Source organism: Paraburkholderia sp. BL9I2N2 (assembly GCF_004339745.1).
Classification (GTDB): domain Bacteria; phylum Pseudomonadota; class Gammaproteobacteria; order Burkholderiales; family Burkholderiaceae; genus Paraburkholderia.
In genome coordinates this window covers 541,389-564,986 of record NZ_SMGP01000001.1, presented here as the reverse complement: position 1 = coordinate 564,986, position 23,598 = coordinate 541,389, and the positions used below count along the sequence as shown (strand labels likewise).

Annotated in this window: 24 protein-coding genes and 1 pseudogene; 9 read left to right on the top strand and 16 right to left on the bottom strand. The window is 63.1% G+C overall.

Annotated features, from left to right (window positions below):
- Positions 1-29 precede the first annotated feature (29 nt).
- The gene (gene pmbA / locus B0G74_RS02625) at positions 30-1,400 is read right to left on the bottom strand and encodes a metalloprotease PmbA (protein WP_132373533.1); all 1,371 of its coding nucleotides are present in this window, start codon (positions 1,398-1,400) and stop codon (positions 30-32) included.
- A gap of 299 nt (positions 1,401-1,699) precedes the next feature.
- Here pmbA and yjgA point away from each other — a divergent pair, with 299 nt between their 5' ends.
- Complete coding sequence (gene yjgA / locus B0G74_RS02620; protein ID WP_132376822.1) at positions 1,700-2,314, top strand: ribosome biogenesis factor YjgA; 615 nt, start codon at positions 1,700-1,702, stop codon at positions 2,312-2,314.
- Positions 2,295-2,939 carry a molybdopterin adenylyltransferase gene (gene mog / locus B0G74_RS02615; protein ID WP_132373532.1) on the top strand — a complete coding sequence of 215 codons (645 nt, stop codon included), beginning with the start codon at positions 2,295-2,297 and terminating at the stop codon, positions 2,937-2,939. Before yjgA ends, mog begins: the two co-directional genes overlap by 20 nt.
- A 33-nt stretch (positions 2,940-2,972) precedes the next feature.
- On the opposite strand, the gene orn is transcribed toward mog, so the two are convergent.
- Entirely contained in the window at positions 2,973-3,584 is a 612-nt protein-coding gene (gene orn, locus B0G74_RS02610; RefSeq protein WP_132373531.1) for an oligoribonuclease, read from the bottom strand.
- Positions 3,585-3,751: 167 nt separating this feature from the next.
- On the opposite strand from orn, the gene B0G74_RS02605 reads away from it, so the two are divergent.
- Genes B0G74_RS02605 through B0G74_RS02595 form a run of 3 tightly spaced genes read left to right on the top strand, consistent with a single transcriptional unit; the run spans position 3,752 to position 6,280 of the window.
- Positions 3,752-5,011: a M48 family metallopeptidase gene (locus B0G74_RS02605; protein ID WP_132373530.1), complete on the top strand. Its 1,260-nt coding sequence runs from the start codon at positions 3,752-3,754 to the stop codon at positions 5,009-5,011.
- A complete protein-coding gene (gene rsgA, locus B0G74_RS02600; RefSeq protein WP_132373529.1) occupies positions 5,008-5,958 on the top strand; it encodes a ribosome small subunit-dependent GTPase A in 951 nt (316 codons plus the stop codon). The genes B0G74_RS02605 and rsgA overlap by 4 nt, the downstream gene beginning before the upstream one ends.
- Position 5,959: 1 nt before the next feature.
- Entirely contained in the window at positions 5,960-6,280 is a 321-nt protein-coding gene (locus B0G74_RS02595) for a DUF2007 domain-containing protein (RefSeq protein WP_132376821.1), read from the top strand.
- A 111-nt stretch (positions 6,281-6,391) separates the two neighbouring features.
- Here the strand turns inward: B0G74_RS02595 and B0G74_RS02590 are convergent, their stop codons facing one another.
- The 6 genes and pseudogenes from B0G74_RS02590 to rpsP form a co-directional block, all read right to left on the bottom strand.
- The gene (locus B0G74_RS02590; RefSeq protein ID WP_012433946.1) at positions 6,392-7,330 is read right to left on the bottom strand and encodes a CobD/CbiB family protein; all 939 of its coding nucleotides are present in this window, start codon (positions 7,328-7,330) and stop codon (positions 6,392-6,394) included.
- A 114-nt stretch (positions 7,331-7,444) separates the two neighbouring features.
- Entirely contained in the window at positions 7,445-8,161 is a 717-nt protein-coding gene (locus B0G74_RS02585; protein WP_132373528.1) for a CoA pyrophosphatase, read from the bottom strand.
- Positions 8,162-8,254: 93 nt separating this feature from the next.
- Positions 8,255-8,642: pseudogene (gene rplS / locus B0G74_RS02580) on the bottom strand (50S ribosomal protein L19).
- 145 nt (positions 8,643-8,787) lie between these two features.
- Entirely contained in the window at positions 8,788-9,555 is a 768-nt protein-coding gene (trmD, locus tag B0G74_RS02575; RefSeq protein WP_132373527.1) for a tRNA (guanosine(37)-N1)-methyltransferase TrmD, read from the bottom strand.
- Positions 9,556-9,579: 24 nt separating this feature from the next.
- Positions 9,580-10,308: a ribosome maturation factor RimM gene (rimM, locus tag B0G74_RS02570; protein WP_132373526.1), complete on the bottom strand. Its 729-nt coding sequence runs from the start codon at positions 10,306-10,308 to the stop codon at positions 9,580-9,582.
- A 120-nt stretch (positions 10,309-10,428) separates the two neighbouring features.
- Entirely contained in the window at positions 10,429-10,683 is a 255-nt protein-coding gene (rpsP, locus tag B0G74_RS02565; protein WP_007180912.1) for a 30S ribosomal protein S16, read from the bottom strand.
- Between the two features lie 172 nt (positions 10,684-10,855).
- On the opposite strand from rpsP, the gene B0G74_RS02560 reads away from it, so the two are divergent.
- A complete protein-coding gene (locus B0G74_RS02560; RefSeq protein ID WP_132373525.1) occupies positions 10,856-12,040 on the top strand; it encodes a sorbosone dehydrogenase family protein in 1,185 nt (394 codons plus the stop codon).
- A gap of 274 nt (positions 12,041-12,314) precedes the next feature.
- Positions 12,315-12,782: an NINE protein gene (locus tag B0G74_RS02555; RefSeq protein WP_132373524.1), complete on the top strand. Its 468-nt coding sequence runs from the start codon at positions 12,315-12,317 to the stop codon at positions 12,780-12,782.
- Positions 12,783-12,798: 16 nt separating this feature from the next.
- On the opposite strand, the gene B0G74_RS02550 is transcribed toward B0G74_RS02555, so the two are convergent.
- Entirely contained in the window at positions 12,799-13,944 is a 1,146-nt protein-coding gene (locus tag B0G74_RS02550) for a PA0069 family radical SAM protein (RefSeq protein ID WP_132373523.1), read from the bottom strand.
- Positions 13,945-14,042: 98 nt separating this feature from the next.
- The gene (locus tag B0G74_RS02545; protein WP_007180908.1) at positions 14,043-14,531 is read right to left on the bottom strand and encodes an Lrp/AsnC ligand binding domain-containing protein; all 489 of its coding nucleotides are present in this window, start codon (positions 14,529-14,531) and stop codon (positions 14,043-14,045) included.
- 168 nt (positions 14,532-14,699) lie between these two features.
- Between B0G74_RS02545 and B0G74_RS02540 the strand changes: the two genes are divergently transcribed.
- On the top strand, positions 14,700-15,986 hold the full coding sequence (locus B0G74_RS02540; RefSeq protein ID WP_132373522.1) for a D-amino acid dehydrogenase: 1,287 nt from the start codon (positions 14,700-14,702) through the stop codon (positions 15,984-15,986).
- 121 nt (positions 15,987-16,107) lie between these two features.
- On the opposite strand, the gene B0G74_RS02535 is transcribed toward B0G74_RS02540, so the two are convergent.
- The 6 genes from B0G74_RS02535 to B0G74_RS02510 all read right to left on the bottom strand — a co-directional run bounded on the left by B0G74_RS02535 (position 16,108) and on the right by B0G74_RS02510 (position 22,447).
- Entirely contained in the window at positions 16,108-17,898 is a 1,791-nt protein-coding gene (locus B0G74_RS02535; RefSeq protein ID WP_132373521.1) for an acyl-CoA dehydrogenase, read from the bottom strand.
- Between the two features lie 103 nt (positions 17,899-18,001).
- Positions 18,002-18,937, bottom strand: a complete 936-nt coding sequence (locus tag B0G74_RS02530; RefSeq protein ID WP_132373520.1) for an FAD-binding protein — start codon at positions 18,935-18,937, stop codon at positions 18,002-18,004.
- 13 nt (positions 18,938-18,950) lie between these two features.
- Complete coding sequence (locus B0G74_RS02525) at positions 18,951-19,700, bottom strand: electron transfer flavoprotein subunit beta/FixA family protein (RefSeq protein ID WP_132373519.1); 750 nt, start codon at positions 19,698-19,700, stop codon at positions 18,951-18,953.
- A gap of 237 nt (positions 19,701-19,937) precedes the next feature.
- Positions 19,938-20,735 carry a MetQ/NlpA family ABC transporter substrate-binding protein gene (locus B0G74_RS02520; RefSeq protein WP_132373518.1) on the bottom strand — a complete coding sequence of 266 codons (798 nt, stop codon included), beginning with the start codon at positions 20,733-20,735 and terminating at the stop codon, positions 19,938-19,940.
- A 34-nt stretch (positions 20,736-20,769) separates the two neighbouring features.
- The gene (locus B0G74_RS02515; RefSeq protein WP_132373517.1) at positions 20,770-21,423 is read right to left on the bottom strand and encodes a methionine ABC transporter permease; all 654 of its coding nucleotides are present in this window, start codon (positions 21,421-21,423) and stop codon (positions 20,770-20,772) included.
- Positions 21,413-22,447, bottom strand: a complete 1,035-nt coding sequence (locus B0G74_RS02510; RefSeq protein ID WP_132373516.1) for a methionine ABC transporter ATP-binding protein — start codon at positions 22,445-22,447, stop codon at positions 21,413-21,415. The genes B0G74_RS02515 and B0G74_RS02510 overlap by 11 nt, the downstream gene beginning before the upstream one ends.
- 241 nt (positions 22,448-22,688) lie before the next feature.
- On the opposite strand from B0G74_RS02510, the gene B0G74_RS02505 reads away from it, so the two are divergent.
- Entirely contained in the window at positions 22,689-23,594 is a 906-nt protein-coding gene (locus B0G74_RS02505; protein ID WP_132373515.1) for an alpha/beta hydrolase, read from the top strand.
- Positions 23,595-23,598: the final 4 nt, after the last annotated feature.

Here is a 23,598-nt window from a genome sequence, read left to right as displayed (position 1 = left end):
TTGCGCGCCGAACAGCGGCTGAAACCCTGTTATTGCCCCGCGATCGTCATCCGCTCGATCAACACCGAGCCGGTCTGCTTGGTGCCGCGCGTGATCGTATCCGCGCCGATCGCGACGATGTGGTGGAACATCTCCTGCAGCGTGCTCGCCACCGTGATCTCCTCGACCGGATACTGGATCTTGCCGTTCTCGACCCAGAAGCCCGACGCGCCGCGCGAATAGTCGCCCGTCACGTAGTTCACGCCCTGCCCCATCAGTTCGGTCAGCAACAGGCCTGTGCCGAGCTTGCGCAGCATCTCTTCGAAGTCGTCTTCCGGGCGCGTATTCGAGCTCCGCAGCGACAGATTGTGCGAGCCTCCGGCATTGCCGGTGGTTTGCATGCCGAGCTTGCGTGCCGAGTAGGTAGAAAGGAAATAACCCTCCACCACGCCGTCCTTCACCACCGAACGCTGTTTGGTGCGCACGCCTTCTTCGTCGAACGGCGCGCTGCCCATGGCACGGGCGACGTGCGGGTCTTCGACCACCTGCACGTGCGGAGCGAACACCGGTTTGCCCAGGCTATCGACAAGGAACGAGGTCTTGCGATACAGCGCGCCGCCGCTCGTGGCCTGCACGAAGGCACCGAGAATGCCCGCGGCGAGCGGCGCTTCGAACAGCACCGGCACCTTGCGCGTATCCAGACCGCGCGCGCCGATGCGCGCCAGCGCGCGTTGCGCCGCGTAACGGCCCACGGCTTCGGGATCGGCCAGCTCTTCGGCGCTGCGGGTGGACGTGTACCAGTCGTCGCGCTGCATGTTGCGGGCGCTGCCCGCAATCGGCGCGCACGCGATGTAATGGCGCGAGTACGGATAGCCGGCCAGGAAGCCGCGCGAGGTGGCCAGCACGAACTGCGAGTGCTGTGCCGAAACGCTTGCGCCTTCCGAATTCTTGATCTGCGGATCGGTCGCGAACGCGGCGTCTTCCGAGCGGCGGGCGATCTCCACCGCTTCGTCGGCCGACAAATTCCACGGGTGATAGAGATCGAGATCGCGCGGCGCCGTTTCCAGCAACTCCGCTTCGGCGAGACCCGCGCAATCGTCTTCCGCCGTGAAGCGGGCGATGTTGTAGGCCGCCGCGACCGTGTCCTTCAAAGCCTGCGACGAGAAGTCCGAAGTGCTCGCATTGCCGCGCTTGTTGCCGATGAACACCGTCACCCCGACCATCTTGTCGCGGTTGTGCTCGATCGTCTCGACTTCGCCGCGCCGCACGGAGACGGACAGGCCGTCGCCTTCGGAAATCTCGGTCGCCGCGTCGGTACCGCCGAGCGACTTCGCGTGACGAAGGATGTCCGAGGCGATTTCCTTCAGTTCATCCTGGGTATGCGGAAAAAAGCGCTGCTTGACGTCCATGTCTGCTGCCATTGTCGTTGCCGTCCTGTTCGGGGCCGAGTGGCCCAGTGTGTTCGCTGTGTTCGCACCGGTCACGCACATGCCTGGCACATGCGCGCGCCGATGTCCGCGCCTGTGTCCGATTACGTATCCCGCGATCATAGCAAGGTACGCGATGCCGTACCTGGCATTCGCTGCGCCTCGTCTCACCGCCGTCTCACCGCCGTCTCACCGCCGCCTGAGCGTCGCGTCGCCATCGCTTCGCAAGGCGCGAGGCCCTGGTGCGCGGCAGCACCGCGGGTGCGGTGGGCGCGGCACGCTACAATATCGGAATGACACGCAAAACCCGCATTCAACCCATCGAATCCGCCGAGCCGGAAGTCGACGAGAACGGCTACGACCGTCCCAGCAAGTCCCAGCTCAAGCGCGAAATGCACGAGCTGCAGGAACTGGGCTCGGCGCTGATCGCGCTGCCCAAAGACGCGCTCAAGCGCATGCCGATGCCCGAAAAGCTCGACGACGCAGTGCGCGAAGCGCGCCGCATCACCGATCACGAAGGCAAACGCCGCCAGGTGCAATACGTCGGCCGCGTGATGCGCTCGCTGCTGGACGAGGAAACCGCCGCGCTGCGCACCGCGCTCGACACCTACAACGGCGTCAACAAGGCGGAAACGGCCAAGCTCCACTGGATCGAGCGCACCCGCGAAAAGCTGCTCGCCGACGACGCCGCGCTGACCGAGTTCATTCGCCAGCACCCGAACGCCGACCCGCAGCAGGGCCGCACGCTGATCCGCAACGCCCGCAAGGAAGCGCAGCAGAGCAAGCCGCCACGCTACTTCCGCGAACTGTTCCAGTGGATCAAGAACGCGGACGGCCCGTCCGCTGAGGCCGATTCCGATGCCGACGACGCCCTGGACGAAGACGACGATGACGACCGCGACGCCTAAGGCGGCACGTAAGCACCCCGACGAAATCGTGATCGGCCTCGTGTCGATCAGCGACCGCGCGTCCACCGGCGTGTACGAGGACAAAGGCATTCCGGCCTTGCAGGAATGGCTCGGCGCGGCCCTCACCTCGCCGTGGCAAGTGGTCACCCGCCTGATTCAGGACGACGCGCCGACGATTTCCGCCACGCTGACCGAACTGGTGGACGAAGTCGGCTGCGATCTGGTGTTGACCACCGGCGGCACCGGCCCGTCGCGCCGCGACGTGACGCCCGAGGCGACGCTGGCCGTCGCCACCAAGGAAATGCCGGGTTTCGGCGAACAGATGCGGCAGATCAGCCTGAATTTCGTGCCGACCGCGATTCTGTCGCGCCAGGTCGCGGTGATCCGCGAAACGGCGGAGCACGCGGCGCTGATCATCAACCTGCCGGGTCAGCCGAAGTCGATCAAGGAAACGCTGGAAGGCTTGCGCGACGCCGAAGCAGGCGGCGCGGTGAAGGTGCCGGGCATTTTCGCCGCGGTGCCGTACTGCATTGACCTGATTGGCGGACCGTACGTGGAAACCAACGCCGACGTGGTGAAGGCGTTCCGGCCGAAGAACGCGCAGCGCGCGCCCCGGCCGGCTTAGGCGCGCTTTTTCTACTGCTGCTATTCCGCAGTTTTATTCCGCGCCGTCAGCGGCGTCCGGTGCCGACGGGATCAGGAAGTGCTCGCGGTAGTACTTCAGTTCGTCGATCGACTCGTGGATATCGGCCAGCGCCGTGTGCATCGCGCGTTTCTGGAAGCCCTTGTAGATGGCCGGCTGCCAGCGGCGGCACAGTTCCTTCAACGTGCTGACGTCGAGATTGCGGTAATGGAAGAAGCGCTCCAGATCCGGCATCCAGCGTGCCATGAAGCGGCGGTCCTGGCAGATCGAGTTGCCGCACATCGGCGATTTGCCCGGCGGCACGTAGACGCTCAGGAAATCGCGGATCTGTTCGGTGGCGTCAGCCTCGCTCACCGTGGACGCCTTCACGCGGTCGATCAGCCCCGAGCGGCCGTGCGTGTTCTGATTCCACTGATCCATTTTGGCGAGCGTCTCGTCGCTCTGATGAATCGCCAGTACCGGGCCTTCGAGCATCCTGTCGAGCGTCGAATTCGTCACCACCACCGCGATTTCGATGATGCGGTCGGAGTCGGGCTCGAGCCCGGTCATTTCCATGTCCAGCCAGACGAGATTCATGTCGCTGCGCACGAGCGGCGGCTGTTCGGTGGATGCGAGGATGTCAGTCATGAAGGCAGCCCTGATGGCCGGGCAAACGGCTTCTCTGCAAGCCCGCCTGCCGCGGCAATTGTTCGTTTGAGATTGGATTAAGCTGGTTTGGGCTAGTTTGAGCCCATCCCCCGCCGCGAGGCGGGAAGAAACATATAATTCTCGCATAGATACCACGGAATCCCCGGATGCCTACCCTGTACTTCACTGTTCTGTTCGTCATCGCCGTCGTGGCGATGGTCGGCACCAAACTGTGGCTCGCGTCGCGGCAGATCCGCTTCGTGGCCGGCCATCGCGAGCAGGTGCCGAGCCAATTCGCCGGCACCATCGCGCTGACGGCGCACCAGCGCGCCGCCGACTACACCGTCGAGCGCACCCGCCTCACCATGATCGAGATCGTCGTCAGCGCGGCGGTGCTGATCGGCCTCACGCTGCTCGGCGGCGTGCAAGCGCTCGATCTGGGCATCTCCGACTGGCTCGGCCGTGGTTACGTCGGCCAGATCGCACTGGTCGCGGCGGTGATTGCGATCACCAGCGCGATCGACCTGCCGTTCGACTACTACCGGCAGTTCGTGGTCGAGCAGCGCTTCGGCTTCAACCGCATGAGCAAAGGCATTTTCTTCGTCGACCGGATCAAGGGCGTGCTGCTCGGCGCCGCGTTCGGCCTGCCGCTGCTGTTCGTCGTGCTGTGGTTGATGAACCAGGCCGGCAGCCTGTGGTGGCTGTGGACGTGGATCGTGTGGGTCGCCTTTCAGATGCTCGTGCTGGTGCTGTATCCGTCGTTTATCGCGCCGCTTTTCAACAAGTTCGAGCCGCTCAAGGACGAAGCGCTGAAAAGCCGCATCGAGGCGCTGATGCAGCGCTGCGGCTTCGCCGCCAAGGGCCTCTTCGTGATGGACGGCAGCCGCCGTTCGGCACACGGCAACGCCTACTTCACCGGCTTCGGCGCGGCCAAGCGGATCGTGTTCTTCGACACGCTGCTCGCGCGCCTGTCGGGCAGCGAGATCGAAGCCGTGCTCGCGCACGAACTCGGCCACTTCAAGCGTCGTCATGTGATCAAACGCATGCTCGTCACCTTCGCGATCAGTCTCGCGATGCTCGCCCTGCTCGGCTGGCTCACGCAGTGCGTGTGGTTCTACGAAGGGCTGGGCGTGCGGCCGTCGCTGATCGGCGGCAATAGCGGCCTCGCGCTGGTGCTGTTCTTCCTCGCGCTGCCGGTGTTCCTGTTCTTCGTGACGCCGCTCGGCAGCCTCAGCTCGCGCAAGCACGAGTTCGAAGCCGATGCGTTCGCCGCGACCCAGACCGATGCGCAAGACCTCGTCAACGCGCTCGTCAAGCTGTACGAGGACAATGCGTCGACCCTGACGCCCGATCCGCTCTACACCGCCTTCTACTATTCGCATCCGCCGGCGTCGCAGCGGATCGACCGCCTGCTGCGGCACGCATGAGCGGCCGCTCCTCGAAAGCGCCGCGCGCGCCGTCCAGCACGCGCGTAGGCGGTCTCGTGGTGGCCGCGCATGGCCGCCACTATCTGGTCGCACCGGATGACGGCGGCGCCATGCTCCAATGCTTTCCGCGCGGCAAGCGCAGCGAAGTGGCGGTCGGCGATCGCGTGATTTATGAGCTGGCCTCGGCGGACCAGGGCGTGATCGTCGAAATCGGCGAGCGGCGCAATCTGCTGTATCGCTCGGATCAGTACAAGTCGAAACTGTTCGCTGCAAACCTCGATCAGCTATTGATCGTGCTCGCCACTGAACCTCATTTCAGCGAAGACCTGCTCGGGCGCGCACTCGTCGCCGCTGAGGCGAACGAGTTGAAGCCGTTGATCGTGCTGAACAAGACCGACGTGACCGAAGCGCTCGAAGGCGCGCGCAAGCGGCTCGAATCGTATCGCGCGCTGGGGTATACGGTCGTGGAAGTGTCGATCAAGATGATGCCCGAAGCCGCGCGTGCCGCGCTGATCGAACATCTGCATGGTCATTCGACGCTGTTGCTCGGCCAGTCCGGCATGGGCAAATCGACGCTCGTGAATCTGCTGATTCCTGATGCCGAAGTCGCCACGCGCGAAATTTCTACTGCGTTGAACAGCGGGCGCCATACGACGACCTTCACGCGTCTCTATCCGCTGCCCGACAGCGCGGACGGCGAAGGCGGCGCGTTGATCGACTCGCCGGGATTCCAGGAATTCGGCCTGCATCATCTGACCGAAGGCCGGCTGGAGCGCGCGTTTCCGGAGTTCCGGCCGTTGCTGCCGAACTGCCGGTTCTACAATTGCCATCATCTGCATGAGCCCGGTTGCGCGATTCTCGAAGCGGTGACGGATGGCCGCATCCGCCGCGAACGGCATGCGTTGTATGCGCAACTCGTGCATGAAGCCAGTCAGATCGTCCGCTGACATGAAACTGATGCGCGCGCCGAATCTGATCATCGGACAGCATTGGGTCAATGTGCTGGCGACCGCGGGCATTGCTTGCGAGCTGCACAACCGCTATCTGAACGGCGCGCTCGGTGATATTCCCGCGGATCAGTGCTCGCCGGAGCTTTGGCTCGTCGATGAACGCGATGAGGCGATGGCGCGGAGGTTGATCGACGCGGCATTGCATGGGCCGGCGGCAGGGTCGCCTGGCTGGCGATGTCGTCAGTGTGGTGAGGCGCTCGAAGCGCAGTTTACGGTGTGCTGGCAGTGTGGGACGGCGCGCGATCCGCGGGATGAGTGAAGGGGCTCGTTATTGACCGTGCTGATCGTGGCAGCGCCATGAGCGGATAAAAAAAGCCGGACATTGTTTGTCCGGCTTTTTTCGTAGCGAGCAGCGCTTAGCGTAGCGACGTCAAGCCAGCCACACCGCGATCGTCAGCATCAGCAGCAAAATCATCCACAACACTACCGCGCGCCACACAAGACCCACGGCCGATTGCAGCGTGCGCGGCGTGCAGTCGTCGCCGACCTGCATCGGGCCGCCGTCGCCGGTGGCGAGCGCGTCGAGGCTCGACGGTTCAGCCAGCGGCCCGCTCAGACGCGCGCCCAATGCACCGCTACCCGCGGCCAGCAACACGCCGTCGTTCGCATCCGGCCACTGGCGTGCATGGTTGCGCCATGCATAAATCGCGTCTTCGAAATTGCCGACGATCGCGAAACCCAGCGACGTCAGCCGCGCCGGCACCCAGTCGATCACGAAGAAGGCGCGCTGCGCGAAGCTCGAAAACGCGACCGTGCGGTCGTCGACCGGCCGTGCCCACGTGCGCGCCAGATATTCGGCAATCCGATACAGCACCGCGCCCGCCGGGCCGACCGGAATCAGAAACCAGAAGAACACGCCGAACACGTGCCGATGCGAAGCGACCACCGCATGAATCAACGTATGGCGCACGATCTCGCTGACAGGCATGTCGACGGTATCGAGCCCGGTCCATTCGTTCAGGATCTCACGCGCGCGCGGCACGTCGTCGTTATTCAACGCGAGGTGGATGTCCGTGAAGTAGTGGCTGAACTGGCGGAAGCCCAGCGTGAAGTACAGCACCGCGACGTTCCACAGGAACGCCAGCGCAAAGTGAATGTGATAGAGCACGTAGTAGACGAGCGCGACGACCAGCGTCCAGGGCACCACCACCACGAGCCAGGCGAGCAAGCCGTGCTTCGGCTTGCCGGCATCGAATCCGTGCGCCGCCGACTCCGCATGGTATTGAAGCAACGCCGACACCGGATTGTTCGGCGACAACGCGCGTACCTGTTCAATGATCAGAGCCAGCAATACGGAGAAAAAAGTCATGCGATGCGCCGTGCTTTTCGAGTTTTACGATTGTTTTATAACGATAGCACAGGGTCGGATGCCACTGAGCGCGGACGTCGACAAACACCTGACAACTGCACAGTCCGGTGCAACTCAGGCCGCAAGGAAGCGATAGAAGTTGCGCAGCATCGCCGCCGTCGCACCCCAGATGAAATAGTGGCTGCCGACTTCGCTGCCGTTCTCCTCGGGTTCAGCCGATGCGGCGCGCGGATACGGCATCGCGAAGAAACGGCGCTCGCCGCCTTCATAGCGGAACACGCGCACTTCGTGGTGCACGGGGTTCATCAGGAAGGCGAGCGGCACTTCGAAGACTTCGGCCACTTCGAGCGCGTCCGCCTTCACCGTGAACGGCGGATGCACGAGGCCGATCACCGGCGTCACACGAAAACCGGTGCCCGTCAGATAGTCGGGCAATGCGCCGAGAATTTCCACACGCGATGGATCGAGGCCGACCTCCTCCTCCGCTTCCCGCAGCGCGGTGGCCGTGGCATCGGCGTCGAACGGTTCGTGGCGGCCGCCTGGAAAGCTCACCTGGCCAGCGTGATCGTTCAGATGGTCGGCACGCTGCGTCAGCAGCACGGTCAGGCCGTGCTCGCGGACCACCAGCGGCACCAGTACCGCCGCGACGCGTGGATCGGCGTGGGCATCGCGCCAGGGCGCATCGACGACGAGCTCGGGGGTCCAGGCAAGACGCTGCTCGAAGCGGGCGCGCAGGCCATCAGGCGTGAGACGCGCGCCCGCCACCGGCGGCAGATCGGCGCCTGTCGCTTCGACAGGCAGGGTTTCAGGCTCAAAGACGGGGCGGGTCAACGGGTCTCTCGAAATGAGCGGATAGGGGACATTCCGCTATTTTGACCTGGCAAACAAAAAAGCACCCGCGAGGGGTGCTTTTTCTTACAGCATTTACGCTTGGGAAGCAGCGCGGTCTTTCGAGACCAGCTTTTCCTTGATCCGGGCCGACTTGCCCGAACGGTCGCGCAGGTAGTACAGCTTCGCACGACGCACATCGCCACGACGCTTCACGACGATGCTTGCCAGCAGCGGCGAGTACGTCTGGAACGTACGCTCGACGCCTTCGCCCGACGAAAATCTTGCGGACGATGAACGACGAATTCAGACCACGGTTACGCTTGGCGATCACGACGCCTTCGTAAGCCTGAACACGCTTACGCGTGCCTTCAACCACGTTCACGCTGACGATCACCGTATCGCCGGGAGCGAATTCGGGGATGGTTTTCTCGCCGAGAGCGCGGCCGATTTCTTCCTGCTCGAGAATTGCAATCAGATTCATCACTGACTCCTAAGTCCATCTTGTCGACGTTCGTACCTGCCTCGTGAAAACACTTGGCTACGGCCCCGATAGAGGATGGGTTCACATCTGGCGCCGTGCACGCATGCGCGGCGCCGCCTAATGTCCGCTCGAAAGACCCAAGGCTTTACGCCTTCGACTCTTCCTTCGCGAGACTCGCAAGCCATGCCTCGTCGGCACGGCTCAACATCTTGTTCTTTCTGGCCTTCACGATCAGATCGGGCCGTTTGTTCAACGTGTTGCGCAAGGCTTCGCGCCGACGCCACGCTTCGATCTCCGCATGATGGCCGCCGAGCAGCACATCGGGCACACGCACGCCAGCGTATTCCTCGGGGCGCGTGTAATGCGGGCAATCCAGCAGCACGTCGACAAAACTATCCTGCACCGCCGACTGCGAGTCGTTGAGCACACCGGGCAACTGACGCACCACCGCATCCATCAAGGCCATGGCCGGCAATTCTCCGCCCGACAGCACGAAGTCGCCAAGGCTGACTTCTTCATCGACGACACGGTCCAGCAAACGCTGATCGATCGCTTCATAGCGCCCGCACAACAGGATCAGACCGGGTTCGGCCGCGAACTGCATGACACGGTCGTGATTCAGAGTGGCGCCTTGCGGCGACATCATCACGACGCGCGACGCGCCGATGCCCTGCTCCGCCTGCGCTGCTTTCGCCGCGCCGATCGCGTCTTCCAGCGGCTTGGCCAGCATCACCATGCCGGGGCCGCCGCCGTACGGGCGATCGTCGATCGTGCGGTAGTTGTCGGTGGTGAAATCGCGCGGATTCCACGTACGCAACCCGTAGCGCTCCTGCTTCGCCGCACGGCTGGTGATACCCCAGTCGGTCAGCGCGCGAAACATGTCAGGAAAGAGCGTAACGACATCGAACTGCATCGCTCTCTCCATTCAGCGAATTATTTAGTAATCGGCTTCCCAGTCGACAGTGATCTGCTTCGCCGCCTGATCCACCGTTTTGACAAAGACGCCGACGAACGGGATCAAACGCTCGCCGGTTGCCGGCTTGCCGCTTTTGTCGGTAGCCGGATATTCGATACGCATCACCGAGTGCGCACCGTTGTCGATCATGTCTGCAACCTTGCCGAGATTGACCCCGGCAACGTTCACCACATCCAGGCCGAGCAGGTCGACCCAGTAGAATTCGTCGGCTTCGAGGGCCGGAAATTCGCTGCGGCTGATATAGACGCGGGAGCCGCGCAGTGCCAGCGCCACATCACGGTCAGTGACGCCGCCCAGATGGGCAACCACACTGTCGCTATGCGTTTTTGCTTGCAACGACGGCGCCGACTTGCGCTCCTGGCCTTTGAGCAGCCACCAGCGCTTCGCGCTCAGCAAAGCGTCGCCGCCATGCCCGGCATCCGCATGAGCGGCTACCTTGACCCAGCCCTTGAGGCCGTATGCGTCGACGATTGCGCCAACCTCAACCGCGTCGGCCGGCCAGCTTTCCACCGTTTCCATGCGCATTTCTGCTGCACCGGAACCGGCGTTTGCAACATTGGCTTTCGCCTTGCCTTCGGCTTTTTCGACCGGCTTGCGGACGAATGCACCGAACGGCGCCTGATCAGACGTCTTCGCGCGCGGGGCTGCTGCCTTTACGCGACCAGAACTGCCGGAATCACGCTCAGACATAAGAGAACCTCGCTGCCAGCTTCGACGCCTGCTTCAGCAAAACAACTCGCGCATCGGACTGCTCACGCACACCGCGCGAGCCGCCGGTCGACCCGACGACGATACGCATGCTAGCTACCATTAAGCAGCCGGCTGCGCCTTTGCAGCTTCCTTCACGAGACGCTCGACGGTCGGCGACAGTTGTGCGCCAACGCCTTGCCAGTACGTCAGGCGGTCCTGAGCGATACGCAGCGACTCACCCTTCGTAGCGACCGGGTTGTAGAAGCCAACGCGCTCGATGAAGCGGCCGTCACGACGGTTACGCGAATCGGTTGCGACGATGTTGTAGAACGGGCGCTTCTTGGAGCCGCCACGAGCCAAGCGGATGATGACCATACTAGAATCCTTGAAAACCGGGGTTCGGAACGACTGAAACACGCGATTATAGCGGGAAACCGACGCCATAACAAACACTTACCCGGATAAACTGAGCGACGGGGTTGCGCCGGCCATACAGGCGGGAGCCCGGAACCACGTCGAAACGCCCGAATCACCTGACGGAGCGCCCGTGAAACTCCTGCTGCCAATTGTGTTTTTGCGCGCTTTTTTTGCCGCCGCCATGCGGATTGCCGTCTTGGCGCTCGCTTTGCGAAGCCGGGGCCTGCGCGCAGGCGCCGCCGTGTTGCTCGCCGCAACCGCCCTGCCGGCGCTCGCCGCTTTGCCGGTGGACCGAATCAAACTGCCGCCAGGCTTCCATATCGCGGTCTTGTCGGACGCCGTGCCGAGCGCGCGAGCCATGGCGCTCTCGCCGAAGGGCATTCTTTATATAGGCAGCCTCGACGGCCACGTGTACGCGCTCGAATTGCAAAACGGACGCGTCACGGCGCGCCATGTGATCGCGTCCGGGCTGGAAACGCCAGCGGGCGTGGCGTGGCACGATGGCGCGCTCTATGTCTCCGAGGTGTCGAAAATCGTACGCTTCGATGCGATCGACACCCATCTGAACGATCCGCCCAACCCCGCCGTCGTGATCGATACATTGCCCACGGAGACGCACCACGGCTGGAAATTCATAGCGTTCGGCCCGGACGGCAAGCTATACGTGCCGCAAGGCGCGCCCTGCAACGTCTGCCTGAAAGATCGCAACCGCTTCGCACTGATCGGCCGCATGAATCCGGACGGCAGTCACTACGAAGTCGTGGCGCGCGGCATCCGCAACTCGGTCGGCCTCGCGTGGCATCCGGTGACGCACGAACTGTGGTTCACCGACAACGGCCGCGACCTGCTGGGCGACGACGTGCCGGACGACAAGCTCAACCGCGCGCCGCGCGCCGGGATGGATTTCGGCTTTCCGTACTGCCACGGCGGCGACACGCCCGATCCCGAGTTCGGCAAGGACCATCCGTGCAGCGCGTTTACGCCGCCCGTGGTCAAACTCGGTGCGCATGTCGCGGCGCTCGGCATGCGCTTTTACAGCGGATCGATGTTTCCGCCCGCTTACCGGAATAGTATTTTTATCGCCGAGCACGGATCGTGGAATCGCAGCAAGAAGATCGGCTATCGCGTCGTCCACGTGACTACGGACCCGGACGGCAGCAACGCGCGCCAGCAAGTCTTTGCCGAAGGCTGGCTTCAGTCCGGCGAGAGCGAGTGGGGGCGCCCGGCCGACGTGTTGCCACTGCCGGATGGTTCGCTCCTGATCAGCGACGATTACGCCGGCGCTGTCTATCGCGTCACCTATTCGGCGCCGTAGCCTGCCTCAAGCGACTCACCGCTTTGAACACTGGGCGCTCGGAAAGTCCGGCCAGTCAGACGAATCTCGCCGCCCTTGCAGCCCCTCGTTCCGGCGCATCTCACACAACCCGCTCGGCCGACCGACTCGATCCAATGCTTCTCGCACCACCCGCCTCGCCACCGCGACCACCCGTCACGTGACCGGCGGCCCGCGGCGGGCGTAGAATGCGCGTCGGTCCGCGCGAGCCCGCGCGCCGCTCCTTTCGACCGCCTGTCACTCTGCTCTGGCCTACATGTCCACCCTTGTTTCGACTTCCCCGCGTTTCAGATCCAAGACGATTACCGCCGCCCTGGCGTTCTTCTTCGGCAGCCTTGGCGCGCATCGCTTCTATCTGTACGGCATGCGCGACATCTACGGCTGGGCTCACGTGATCGGCACGCTGATCGGCATTCCGGGCGCCATGCTGCTGGTGGCGAGCGAACGGTCGTCGATGCTCGGCTGGGCGCTGGCCTTTCCCGGCGCGGTCTCGCTACTCGCGGCGTTTCTCGCCGCGATCGTCTACGGGTTGCGCCCGGACGAAAAGTGGGACGCACAGTTCAACGCTCAGACCCAACGCAAGAGCCGCTCCGGCTGGACGGTCATTTTCATCGTGATTTTTTCGCTGCTGATCGGCGCCTTCCTGCTGATGACCGGCCTCGCCATTTCGTTCCAGACCTACTTCGAAAGTCAGGTGCAGGCGGCGAAAGCGCTCTCGCAGTGATCCGGCGCGCGCCGCGTTAAAAAAGATCCAGTTGAGGATCATCGCGCGCCGGTTCGGCGGGACGCGCCGCCTCGACCCGGCGAAAGTGCGACATATCCAGAATGCCGCGGTCGCGCCGGTTCAGGCCCAGGCGGCGCACCGCCTTGTGGAATCGCTGCTTGAGCAGATCCGCCCACAAGCCTTCGCCCTTCATGCGCGTGGAGAAGGACGAGTCGTAGTCCTTGCCGCCGCGCATGTCCCGCACGCGGCTCATCACCCGGTCAGCGCGATCGGGAAAGTGCGCGGCGAGCCAGTCCTTGAATAGCGGCGCGACTTCCCAAGGAAGACGCAGCACGATATAGCTCGCATTGCTTGCGCCGGCCTCCGCACAGGCCTCCAGCACGCGTTCCATATCCGGTTCGGTGACGAACGGAATCACCGGCGCGATGCTGACGCCGACCGGAATGCCCGCCTCGCTCAAGGTGCGGATGGTGCGCAGCCGCCGCGACGGCGTGGCCGCCCGCGGTTCCAGCGTGCGAGCGATGTCCGCGTCCAGCGTGGTAATGGTGATGGCCGCCATGAATTGCCCGCGCGCCGCCATGGGCGCCAGCAAATCGAGTTCGCGTTCGATCAGCGACGACTTGGTGATCGCCGCAAACGGATGCTGACGCTCGCTGAGCACTTCGATCACCCTGCGCGTGAGCCGCAAGTCGCGCTCGACCGGTTGCCAGGCGTCCGTATTGACGCCTAGCGCGATTGGCTCCGGCACGTACGACTTCCTCGACAGTTCCCGCTCGAGCAACTCCGGCGCATTGACCTTGGCGTAGATCCGGCTTTCGAAGTCGAGCCCCGGCGACAGCCCCAGATAAGCGTGCGTGGGCCGCGCAAAGCAATAAATGCAGCCGTGCTCGCAGCCGCGATAGGGGTTCAGCGACACGCTGAACGGAATATCCGGCGACGCGTTGCGCGTGAGAATGGTCTTGGCCCGCTCTTCGAAGATCTGCGTGCGCAAGACCTTGGGCTCGTCATCGTCTTCCGGCGACGACAGCCAGCCGTCGTCCACCGCTTCGCGCTGGTCGACTTCGTAGCGGCCTTGCAAGTTCGTCACCGCGCCACGGCCCTTGCGAGGCACGGGCGGTGCGATCGGAAATTCGTTGACGAAGTGGGGTTCGGAGTCGGTCACGGCTGGCACACGCAAAGACAAAAAACGGCGCAAAACACCTGTACAAATATACAGTGTTTACGCCGTTTGTCGAGCCCCGCCCTGCGCCGTCGCGCCGCCTAATCGCCGACCGCGATCGTCAGCGTTTCCTTGATCTCTTCCATCACCACGTAGCTTTTCGACTGCACCGCGCCGGGCAGTTGCAGCAGGATGTCGCCCAGCAACTTCCGGTAGTCGGCCATTTCGCCGATGCGCGCCTTGATCAGATAGTCGAAATCGCCCGACACGAGATGGCATTCCAGCACTTCCGGAATCTTCTGCACCTCGCGTCGGAACTGGTCGAACATGTTGCCGCTCTTGTGATCCAGCGTGATCTCGACGAACACCAGCAGTGCCGCGCCCAATTCCGCCGGGTTCACGCGCGCGTGGTACCCGGTGATCACGCCGTCGCGCTCCATCCGCTTGACGCGCTCGATGCACGGCGTGACCGACAGTCCAACCTGTTCGGCCAGGTCTTTCATGGCCATGCGGCCGTCCTGTTGCAGCAGCCGCAGGATCTTGTGATCGAGTTTGTCGAGAGCCCGGACCGGTTGGCGCTGTGTACGCATGATGTTTTTTCTGAAAATCTTGAAAATACAATAACAAAACCTACTTCACTGTTAATAGTATAGCGGTTAACACTGGGCGAGCCGCATTACACCTCGTGAATCGAACGAATTCCAACGTATCGACGAGCGCATCGCCCTCAGACCTCATTTTGAATACCTGGAGCAGCTATGCGAGTCGTCGTTTTGGGCAGTGGCGTCGTCGGCGTGACCAGCGCGTATTACCTGGCGCGCGCGGGGCACGAAGTGACCGTGATCGATCGCGAGGCCGGCCCGGCGCTCGAAACCAGTTTCGCCAATGCCGGCCAGATTTCGCCGGGCTACGCGTCGCCGTGGGCCGCGCCTGGCGTGCCGCTGAAGGCCGTCAAGTGGATGTTCCAGAAGCACGCGCCGCTGGCAATCCGCCTCGACGGCACGCAATTCCAGTTGCAATGGATGTGGCAGATGCTGCAGAACTGCACGTCGTCGCGTTATGCAGTGAACAAGGGCCGCATGGTCCGCCTCGCCGAATACAGCCGCGACTGCCTGCAAACGCTGCGCGCTGAAACCGGCATTCAGTACGAAGGCCGCACTGGCGGCACGCTTCAGGTGTTCCGCACGCAGCAGCAATTCGACGGCGCCGCGAAAGATATCGCCGTGCTGCAGGAGGCCAATGTGCCGTATGAACTGCTGTCACCGGCTGAACTCGCGCGCGCCGAGCCGGCGCTCGCCGCGGTGTCGCACAAGCTGACCGGCGGTCTGCGCCTGCCAGGCGACGAAACCGGCGACTGCCAGATGTTCACCACGCGGCTCGCCGCGCTGGCTGAGGAACTCGGCGTCAAATTCCGCTACAACACGCCGATCGACGCACTCGCGATGGCGGGTGGCCGCATCGCCGGCGTGAAGTGCGGCGAGGAACTGGTGCGCGCGGATTCGTTCGTCGTCGCGCTGGGTTCGTACTCGACCCAGTTCCTGTCCGGTCTGGTGAAGATTCCGGTCTATCCGCTCAAGGGTTATTCGATCACCGCTCCGATCGTCAACGAAGCGTCGGCGCCAGTGTCGACCGTGCTCGACGAAACGTACAAGATCGCGATCACCCGTTTCGACGACCGGATTCGGGTGGGCGGCATGGCCGAGATCGTCGGTTTCGACAAATCGCTGCGCCAAGCGCGTCGCGAAACGCTGGAACTGTGCGTGAACGATCTGTTCCCGGGCGGCGGCGATACGTCGAAGGCCAGCTTCTGGACCGGTCTGCGTCCGATGACGCCGGACGGCACGCCGATCGTCGGCCGCACTCCGGTGCCGAACCTGTTCCTGAACACGGGCCACGGTACGTTGGGCTGGACGATGTCGTGCGGCTCCGGTCAACTGCTTGCCGACGTGATGTCGGGCAAGCAACCGGCCATCAAGGCGGACGATCTGTCGGTGCATCGCTATCTCGGCGAGATCGGCGGCGCGCATCGCCCGGCTTATGCTTAAGGTTTAACGACGACGCTTCGCGAGAGCGGTGGCGCTGGTTTGCGATCTCACAGACCAGCGCGATAAAAACAAACGGCGCCTCACAAGGCGCCGTTTGTTTTTAAGCGAGGCAGAAGTTAACTCAGAACTGATCTTCCGACAAAGCCAGCACACTCTCTCCACCCTTTGCGCTGACAATCGACGCTTCGAGCGCCGACGCCAGCGGCAGCACATGCTCCGCATAGAACTGCGCGGTCGCGATCTTGGCGCCGTAGAACGACGGGTCTTCGTCGCGCTTCTGAGCCGCCACGAGCAACGCACGCGCCATCTGCCAGCCGCCCAGCACGATGCCCGCGAGCTTCAGATACGGCACGCTGCCTGCGAACACCGCGTTCGGATCGCCCTTCGTGTTGGCCACGACGAAATCGACTGCCGCGCTCAACGAGCGCTGGCCCTGCGCGAGATACTTCCTCATCGAATCGAACGCCGGGCCTTGCTGCGCGCCGAGTGCCTCGATCGTTTCAGCCACCTCGGCGAGCAGCGACTTCGCCACCTTGCCGCCGTCCCGCACGGTCTTGCGGCCGATCAGGTCGTTCGCCTGAATCGCGGTCGTGCCTTCGTAGATCGTCAGAATGCGCGCATCGCGGTAGTACTGCGCCGCGCCGGTTTCTTCGATGAAGCCCATGCCGCCATGCACCTGCACGCCGAGGCTCGTGACATCGATCGACAACTCCGTGCTCCAGCCCTTCACGATCGGTACGAGGTATTCGTAGATCGCCTGATGTTCGGCGCGCTTGCCTTCGTCCGCATGACGATGCGCGATGTCGCAGTGCGCCGCGGCCACGTACGCCAGCGCGCGCGACGCTTCGGTGAGGCCGCGCATGGTGGCGAGCATACGGCGCACGTCCGGATGTTGAATGATCGCGACCGGCTGCTTCGCGGAACCATCCACGGGACGGCTTTGCACGCGATCTTTCGCGTACGCCACCGCCTTCTGATAAGCGCGATCCGAAATGCCGACGCCTTGCATGCCGACAGCGAAACGCGCCGCGTTCATCATGATGAACATGTATTCCAGACCGCGATTTTCTTCACCGATCAGATGACCGACCGCGCCGCCGTGGTCGCCGAATTGCAGCACCGCGGTCGGGCTCGCCTTGATGCCGAGCTTGTGTTCGATCGACACGCAATGCACGTCGTTGCGCTCGCCGAGCGAACCGTCGTCATTGACGAGAAACTTCGGCACGATGAAGAGCGAAATGCCCTTCACGCCTTCCGGCGCATTCGGCGTGCGGGCCAGCACGAGATGCGCGATGTTCTTCGCCATGTCGTGCTCGCCCCAGGTGATGAAAATCTTCGTGCCGAACAGCTTGAACGAACCGTCGCCTTGCGGCTCGGCGCGCGTGCGTACCAACGCGAGATCGGAACCGGCCTGCGGCTCGGTCAGGTTCATCGTGCCGGTCCACTCGCCGGAAATCAGCTTCGGCACATAGGTTTGTTTTTGCGCTTCTGTGCCGGCGGTGAGCAGCGCTTCGATCGCGCCATCCGTCAGCAACGGGCACAGTGCGAACGATAGATTCGACGCGTTGAGCATTTCGACGCACGGCGTCGCGATCAGCTTCGGCAGTCCTTGGCCTTCGTAGTCGACGGGATGTTGCACGCCTTGCCAGCCGCCTTCGCCGAACTGGCGAAACGCTTCCTTGAAGCCGGGCGTCGCGGTGACCGCGCCGTCTTTCCAACTGCTCGGATTGCGATCGCCTTCTGCATTCAACGGCGCCAGCACGCCACCGCACAGTTTCGCCGACTCTTCGAGGACGGCTTGCGCCGTCTCGAGGTTCGCGTCTTCGAAGCCCGGCAAGGTCGCGATGTCTTCGAGACCGGCCAGTTCTTTCATCACGAACAGCATGTCCTTGATGGGCGCCGTATAGCTCATTTCAGTTCTCCTCCCGCTTCTGATATAAAAAAAGGGCGCTGGACTTGATCGGTCCCACGCCCTTCATGTGCTGCCAGACGCCTTCTATGCGGCGTTACGGCGCTTAACCGAGTTCGCTAACGAGTTCGGGCACGAGCGTGAACAGATCGCCCACCAGACCGTAATCGGCGACGCTGAAGATCGGCGCTTCTTCGTCCTTGTTGATCGCGACGATCACTTTGCTGTCCTTCATCCCGGCCAGATGCTGGATCGCGCCCGAGATGCCGACTGCGATGTACAGTTGCGGCGCGACGATCTTGCCGGTCTGCCCGACCTGATAGTCGTTCGGCACGAAGCCCGCATCGACGGCTGCGCGCGATGCGCCCAGCGCTGCGTTCAGCTTGTCCGCCAGCGGTTCGAGCACCTTCGTGTAGTTCTCGCCGTTGCCGAGACCCCGGCCACCCGAGACGATGATCTTCGCCGACGTCAGTTCCGGACGGTCCAGCTTCGTCACTTCACGGCTGACGAAGGACGAGATGCCGCTGTCGGCTGCCGCTTCGATCTTCTCGACCGATGCGCTGCCGCCTTCGGCTGCGACCGGGTCGAAACCAGTCGTGCGGACCGTGATGACCTTGATCGGATCAGCCGATTGCACCGTTGCGATTGCGTTACCGGCGTAGATCGGACGCTCGAACGTATCAGCAGAATCCACTGCCGTGATGTCGCTGATCTGCGCAACGTCCAGCTTCGCTGCGATACGCGGCGTGATGTTCTTGCCGTAGGCGGTTGCCGGCGCGAGGATGTGCGTGTAGTCCTTCGCGATGTTCACCACCGTTGCTTCGATGTTTTCCGCGAGACCCGCTTCGAGTTGCGGCGCGTCGGCCAGCAGCACTTTGCTAACGCCTGCAATCTTCGCCGCTGCATCGGCCGCGGCTTGCGCGTTGTGACCCGCCACCAGCACGTGGATATCGCCACCAATCTTCTGCGCCGCTGCAATCGTGTTCAGCGTCGCGGCCTTGATCGACGCGTTGTCGTGTTCTGCAATTACCAGATTCGTCATTTCGTCCGTCTCCTCACAGCACCTTGGCTTCGGTTTTCAGCTTCTCGACCAGCGTCTTCACGTCCGGCACCTTCACACCGGCGGAGCGCTTCGGCGGCTCGACAACCTTCAGCGTCTTCAGGCGCGGCGTGACGTCGACACCGAGGTCTTCCGGCTTGACGACTTCCAGCGGCTTCTTCTTCGCCTTCATGATGTTCGGCAGCGTCACGTAGCGCGGCTCGTTCAGGCGCAAGTCCGTGGTGATGACTGCGGGGAGCTTTAACGACAGCGTTTCAGCGCCACCGTCCACTTCACGCGAGACGGTCGCCTTGCCGTCGGCAACAACAACCTTCGACGCAAACGTCGCCTGCGGCAAACCAGCCAGCGCAGCCAGCATCTGGCCGGTCTGGTTCGAATCGTCGTCGATCGCCTGCTTGCCGAGAATGACCAGCTGCGGCTGCTCCTTGTCGACCAGCGCCTTCAGCAGCTTCGCCACGGCCAACGGCTGCAGTTCCACTGAAGACTCGATCAGGATCGCGCGATCCGCGCCGATCGCGAGCGCCGTGCGCAGCGTTTCCTGCGATTGCGTCACGCCCGCCGACACGGCGATCACTTCCGTCGCCACGCCCGCTTCTTTCAACCGCACCGCTTCTTCAACCGCGATTTCATCGAACGGATTCATCGACATCTTCACGTTCGCGATGTCGACGCCCGTGCCGTCCGACTTGACTCGGACTTTCACGTTGTAATCGACCACTCTTTTGACTGGCACCAGGATTTTCATGCACACGCTCCAAAGTTACGAATACGTCAACCCAACGAACATTATAACGACTGCCCTCGTGGCAGCCCTGTCGCGGGCGCTCTAGCAGGAGGATATCGCTCCTCAGTGGCGTGACGGCAATATCGAACGATCGTTCTATTTTAATCTCGAAAAAACCCGGGTGGCAACCCCGGGTTAAGACCTACGACTCAAATTTTGCATCGCCGTCGTGTCTTGCTTGTTCTGGAGGCCTCCGGCTCACCACGCGGTGATGACCGACCCGCCAAATTTACTTTCAATGAACTGCTTCACTTCCGGCGAATGATACGCCGCGACCAGCTTGGCGACCCACGGCTTATTCTTATCCGCCTCGCGGATTGCGATGATGTTCACGTAGGGGCCTTTCGGGTCTTCCATCGCAATGGCGTCCTGCTTGGGCTTCAGACCCGCTTCCATAGCGAAGTTCGTGTTGATTGCAGCGGCGTCCACGTCGTTCAGCGAGCGCGGAATCTGCGCGGCGTCGAGTTCGACGATCTTCAGCTTCTTCGGATTGTCGACGATGTCGAGCGGCGTCGCCTTCAGGCCCGCGTCGGCGCGCAGTTTCAGCAGACCCTGCTTTTGCAGCAACAGCAGCGCGCGGCCACCGTTGGTCGGATCATTCGGCACCGCGATCTTCGCGCCCGGCTGCAGCTCGGCCAGCGTCTTCACTTTCTTCGAATAGATGCCCATCGGGTACGTGACCGTGTCCGCGATACGGATCAGCTTGTAGCCACGGTCCTTCACCTGCGCCTGCAGATACGGGTCGTGCTGGTAGCTGTTCGCGTCCAGATCGCCGCCGGCGAGCGCGGCGTTCGGCTGCACGTAGTCGGAGAACTCGACGATCTTGATGTTCAGACCGTTCTTCGCCGCGACTGTTTTCACGACTTCCATGATCTGCGCGTGCGGACCGCCGGTGACGCCGACCTTGATCGTGTCTTCGGCGTGAGCCGCGTTGGCGGCGAACAGCGATGCGGCGCCGAGCACGGCCGCCAGCTTGAGAATGAAACGACGTTGCATGATGGACCTTTCCGAATCTATCGACTTTGTTGTTTTACTTATGGCTCAAACGACGCACGAGCCAATCCCCGAACGACTGCACCAACTGCACGAAGACGATCAGGATCACCACGACCGTCAACATCACTTCCGGCAGGAACCGCTGATACCCATAGCGAATCCCGAGATCGCCAAGCCCGCCGCCGCCGATTGCGCCGGCCATCGCCGAATAGCCGACCAGCGAGACGAACGTGATCGTCAGGCCGGCGACCACCCCCGGCAGCGATTCCGGCAGCAACACCTTGAAGACGATCTGGCTAGTGGTTGCACCCATCGCTTGCGCTGCTTCGATCAGGCCGCGATCCACTTCGCGCAGTGCGGTCTCGACCAGGCGCGCGATGAACGGCGCCGCGGCGATCGTCAGCGGCACGACAGCGGCGGCGGTGCCGATCGACGAACCCACCACGAGACGCGTGAACGGAATCACGGCGACCAGCAGGATGATGAACGGCGTCGAACGCACCGCATTCACAATGACGCCCATCACGCGATTCACGGCGATGTTCTGCAATACGCCCTGGCGGTCCGTCAGATACAGCAGCACGCCGAGCGGCAAACCCACCAAGGCGCCGACCAGTCCGGAAATGCCCACCATCACGAGCGTTTCCCAGAACGACTGGACGAACATATCGAACATTTCACTCAACATACGACAACTCCTCCACCACCACGCCCTGTTCACGCAGATACGTCAGCGCTTGCGCCACCTTCGTCGGTTCGCCGCCCGCGAGCACCGCGAGCGAGCCGAACGCCTGCCCCTGGATCTCATCGATCTGGCCGTGCAGGATGTTGAAGTCGAGTTCGTAGCGGCGAATCGTTTCCGACAGAATCGGCTGATCGACGCCCGAGCCGGTGAACGCGAGGCGCAGCAAGTGGCCGCTGCCGGTCTTCAGGCGCTCCGCGACGCGCGCCTTCATGGCGGGCGGCAGTTCCTGCGCGATCACGTCGCCGATCAAGGCGCGCGTGACTTCGTGATGCGGTTGCAGGAACACGTCGATCACCTTGCCTTCTTCGACCACACGGCCCGCGTCCAGCACGGCGACGCGGTCGCAGACCTGCTTGATCACGTCCATCTGGTGCGTGATCAGCACGATGGTCAGGTTCAGTTCGCGATTGATGCGCTTGAGCAGGTCGAGAATCGCGCGCGTGGTTTCGGGATCGAGCGCGGAGGTCGCTTCGTCGGAAAGCAGCACTTTGGGCTTGCTCGCAAGAGCGCGCGCAATGCCGACGCGCTGCTTCTGGCCGCCGCTGATCTGCGCCGGATACCGGTCCTTCTGCGCCGACAGGCCGACCAGTTCGAGCAGCGGCAGCACGTTCGCTTCGATCTCATCGCGCTTCATGCCGGCGAGTTCGAGCGGCAGCGCGACGTTCTCGTAGACCGTGCGCGACGACAGCAAATTGAAGTGCTGGAAAATCATGCCGATCTCGCGGCGCGCCTCGCGCAATTGCGCGGCGGGCAGCGTCGTCAGATCGCGGCCGTTGACGACGATATTGCCTTCGCTTGGGCGCGTCAGCAGGTTCAGGGTGCGCACGAGCGTGCTCTTGCCCGCGCCGCTGCGGCCGATGATGCCGAACACCTCGCCCGCCGGAATCGACAGATTGACGTTGTGCAGCGCCTCGACCCAGCCCCGGGGCCCGGCGAACCGCTGGGAGATATTGCGTATTTCGATCATGGAAAAACGAAACGGCGGAGTCTGTCAGCGAGCGTTGTGTGCTCCCGACAAGCGGCCGCCGTTACTTTTATTGGGATTTGAGCCCGCAATTCTACCGCAGCGCCGTCATTCCCTTTAATAATCAATTACGATCTTTTCATAACCTGTGGGCATTAGAGGCTCGCTCCGCGCGAGATGCTCGCGCGCGCACTGTCGCTGCGACTATGATCGGGCGGATCAAAATCAGGATAAGCGCGCAGCCATGGAGACATCTCAACGCAGCAATCCGCGGCCAGTCGCGGGCAACCGCAACGCTGGCGAGCCGCAGTGCTCGTCGGTCACGACCGGCGATGGCGTGGACCTGCCGCTGTACCGCTGGCCGGCCGCCGCGCCGCTGCGCGCCACGGTCGCGCTGCTCCACGGGCTCGCCGAGCACGCCGGCCGCTATGCGGCGCTGGCCGTGCGCCTGAACGCGGCCGGCATCGAACTGGTGGCGATCGATCTGCGCGGCCACGGCCAGGCGCCCGGCAAGCGGTCGTACGTGAAGCGCTTCGACGACTATCTGCTGGACGCAAAAGCCTTGCTCGACGCCGCGGCGCAAAGTTGCGCCCCGCTCTTCCTGATGGGCCACAGCATGGGCGGCGCCGTGGCCGCGTTGTACGCGATCGAGCGCCTCGACGCGAGCGGCCGGCGCCTGAACGGTCTGATCCTGTCGAGCCCGGCGCTTGCGCCCGGCCGCGACGTGCCGCGCTGGATGCTGAAGCTGAGCCAGGTGATCAGCCGCCTCTACCCGAGCTTCCCGGCGATGAAAATCGACGCCGCTTTGCTCTCGCGCCTTCAGCCCGTGGTGAACGCCAATCGCAACGATCCGCTCGTGCATCACGGCGCGATTCCCGCGCGCACCGGCGCGGAACTGTTGCTGGCGATGGCGCGCATCGAACGCGGCCGTGCGGACTTGCGGGTACCGCTACTGGTTTATCACGGCACCGCCGATAAGCTCACCGAACCCGAAGGCAGCCGCGACTTCGGTGAGCACGCAGGCTCGCCGGATAAGACGCTTACGCTGCACGAAGGCAGCTATCACGAGACGATGAACGACATCGACCGCGATCGGGTGATCGGCGCGTTGATCGAGTGGATTGAAAAACGGGTGGTGCTTAAAGCCTGAGCGA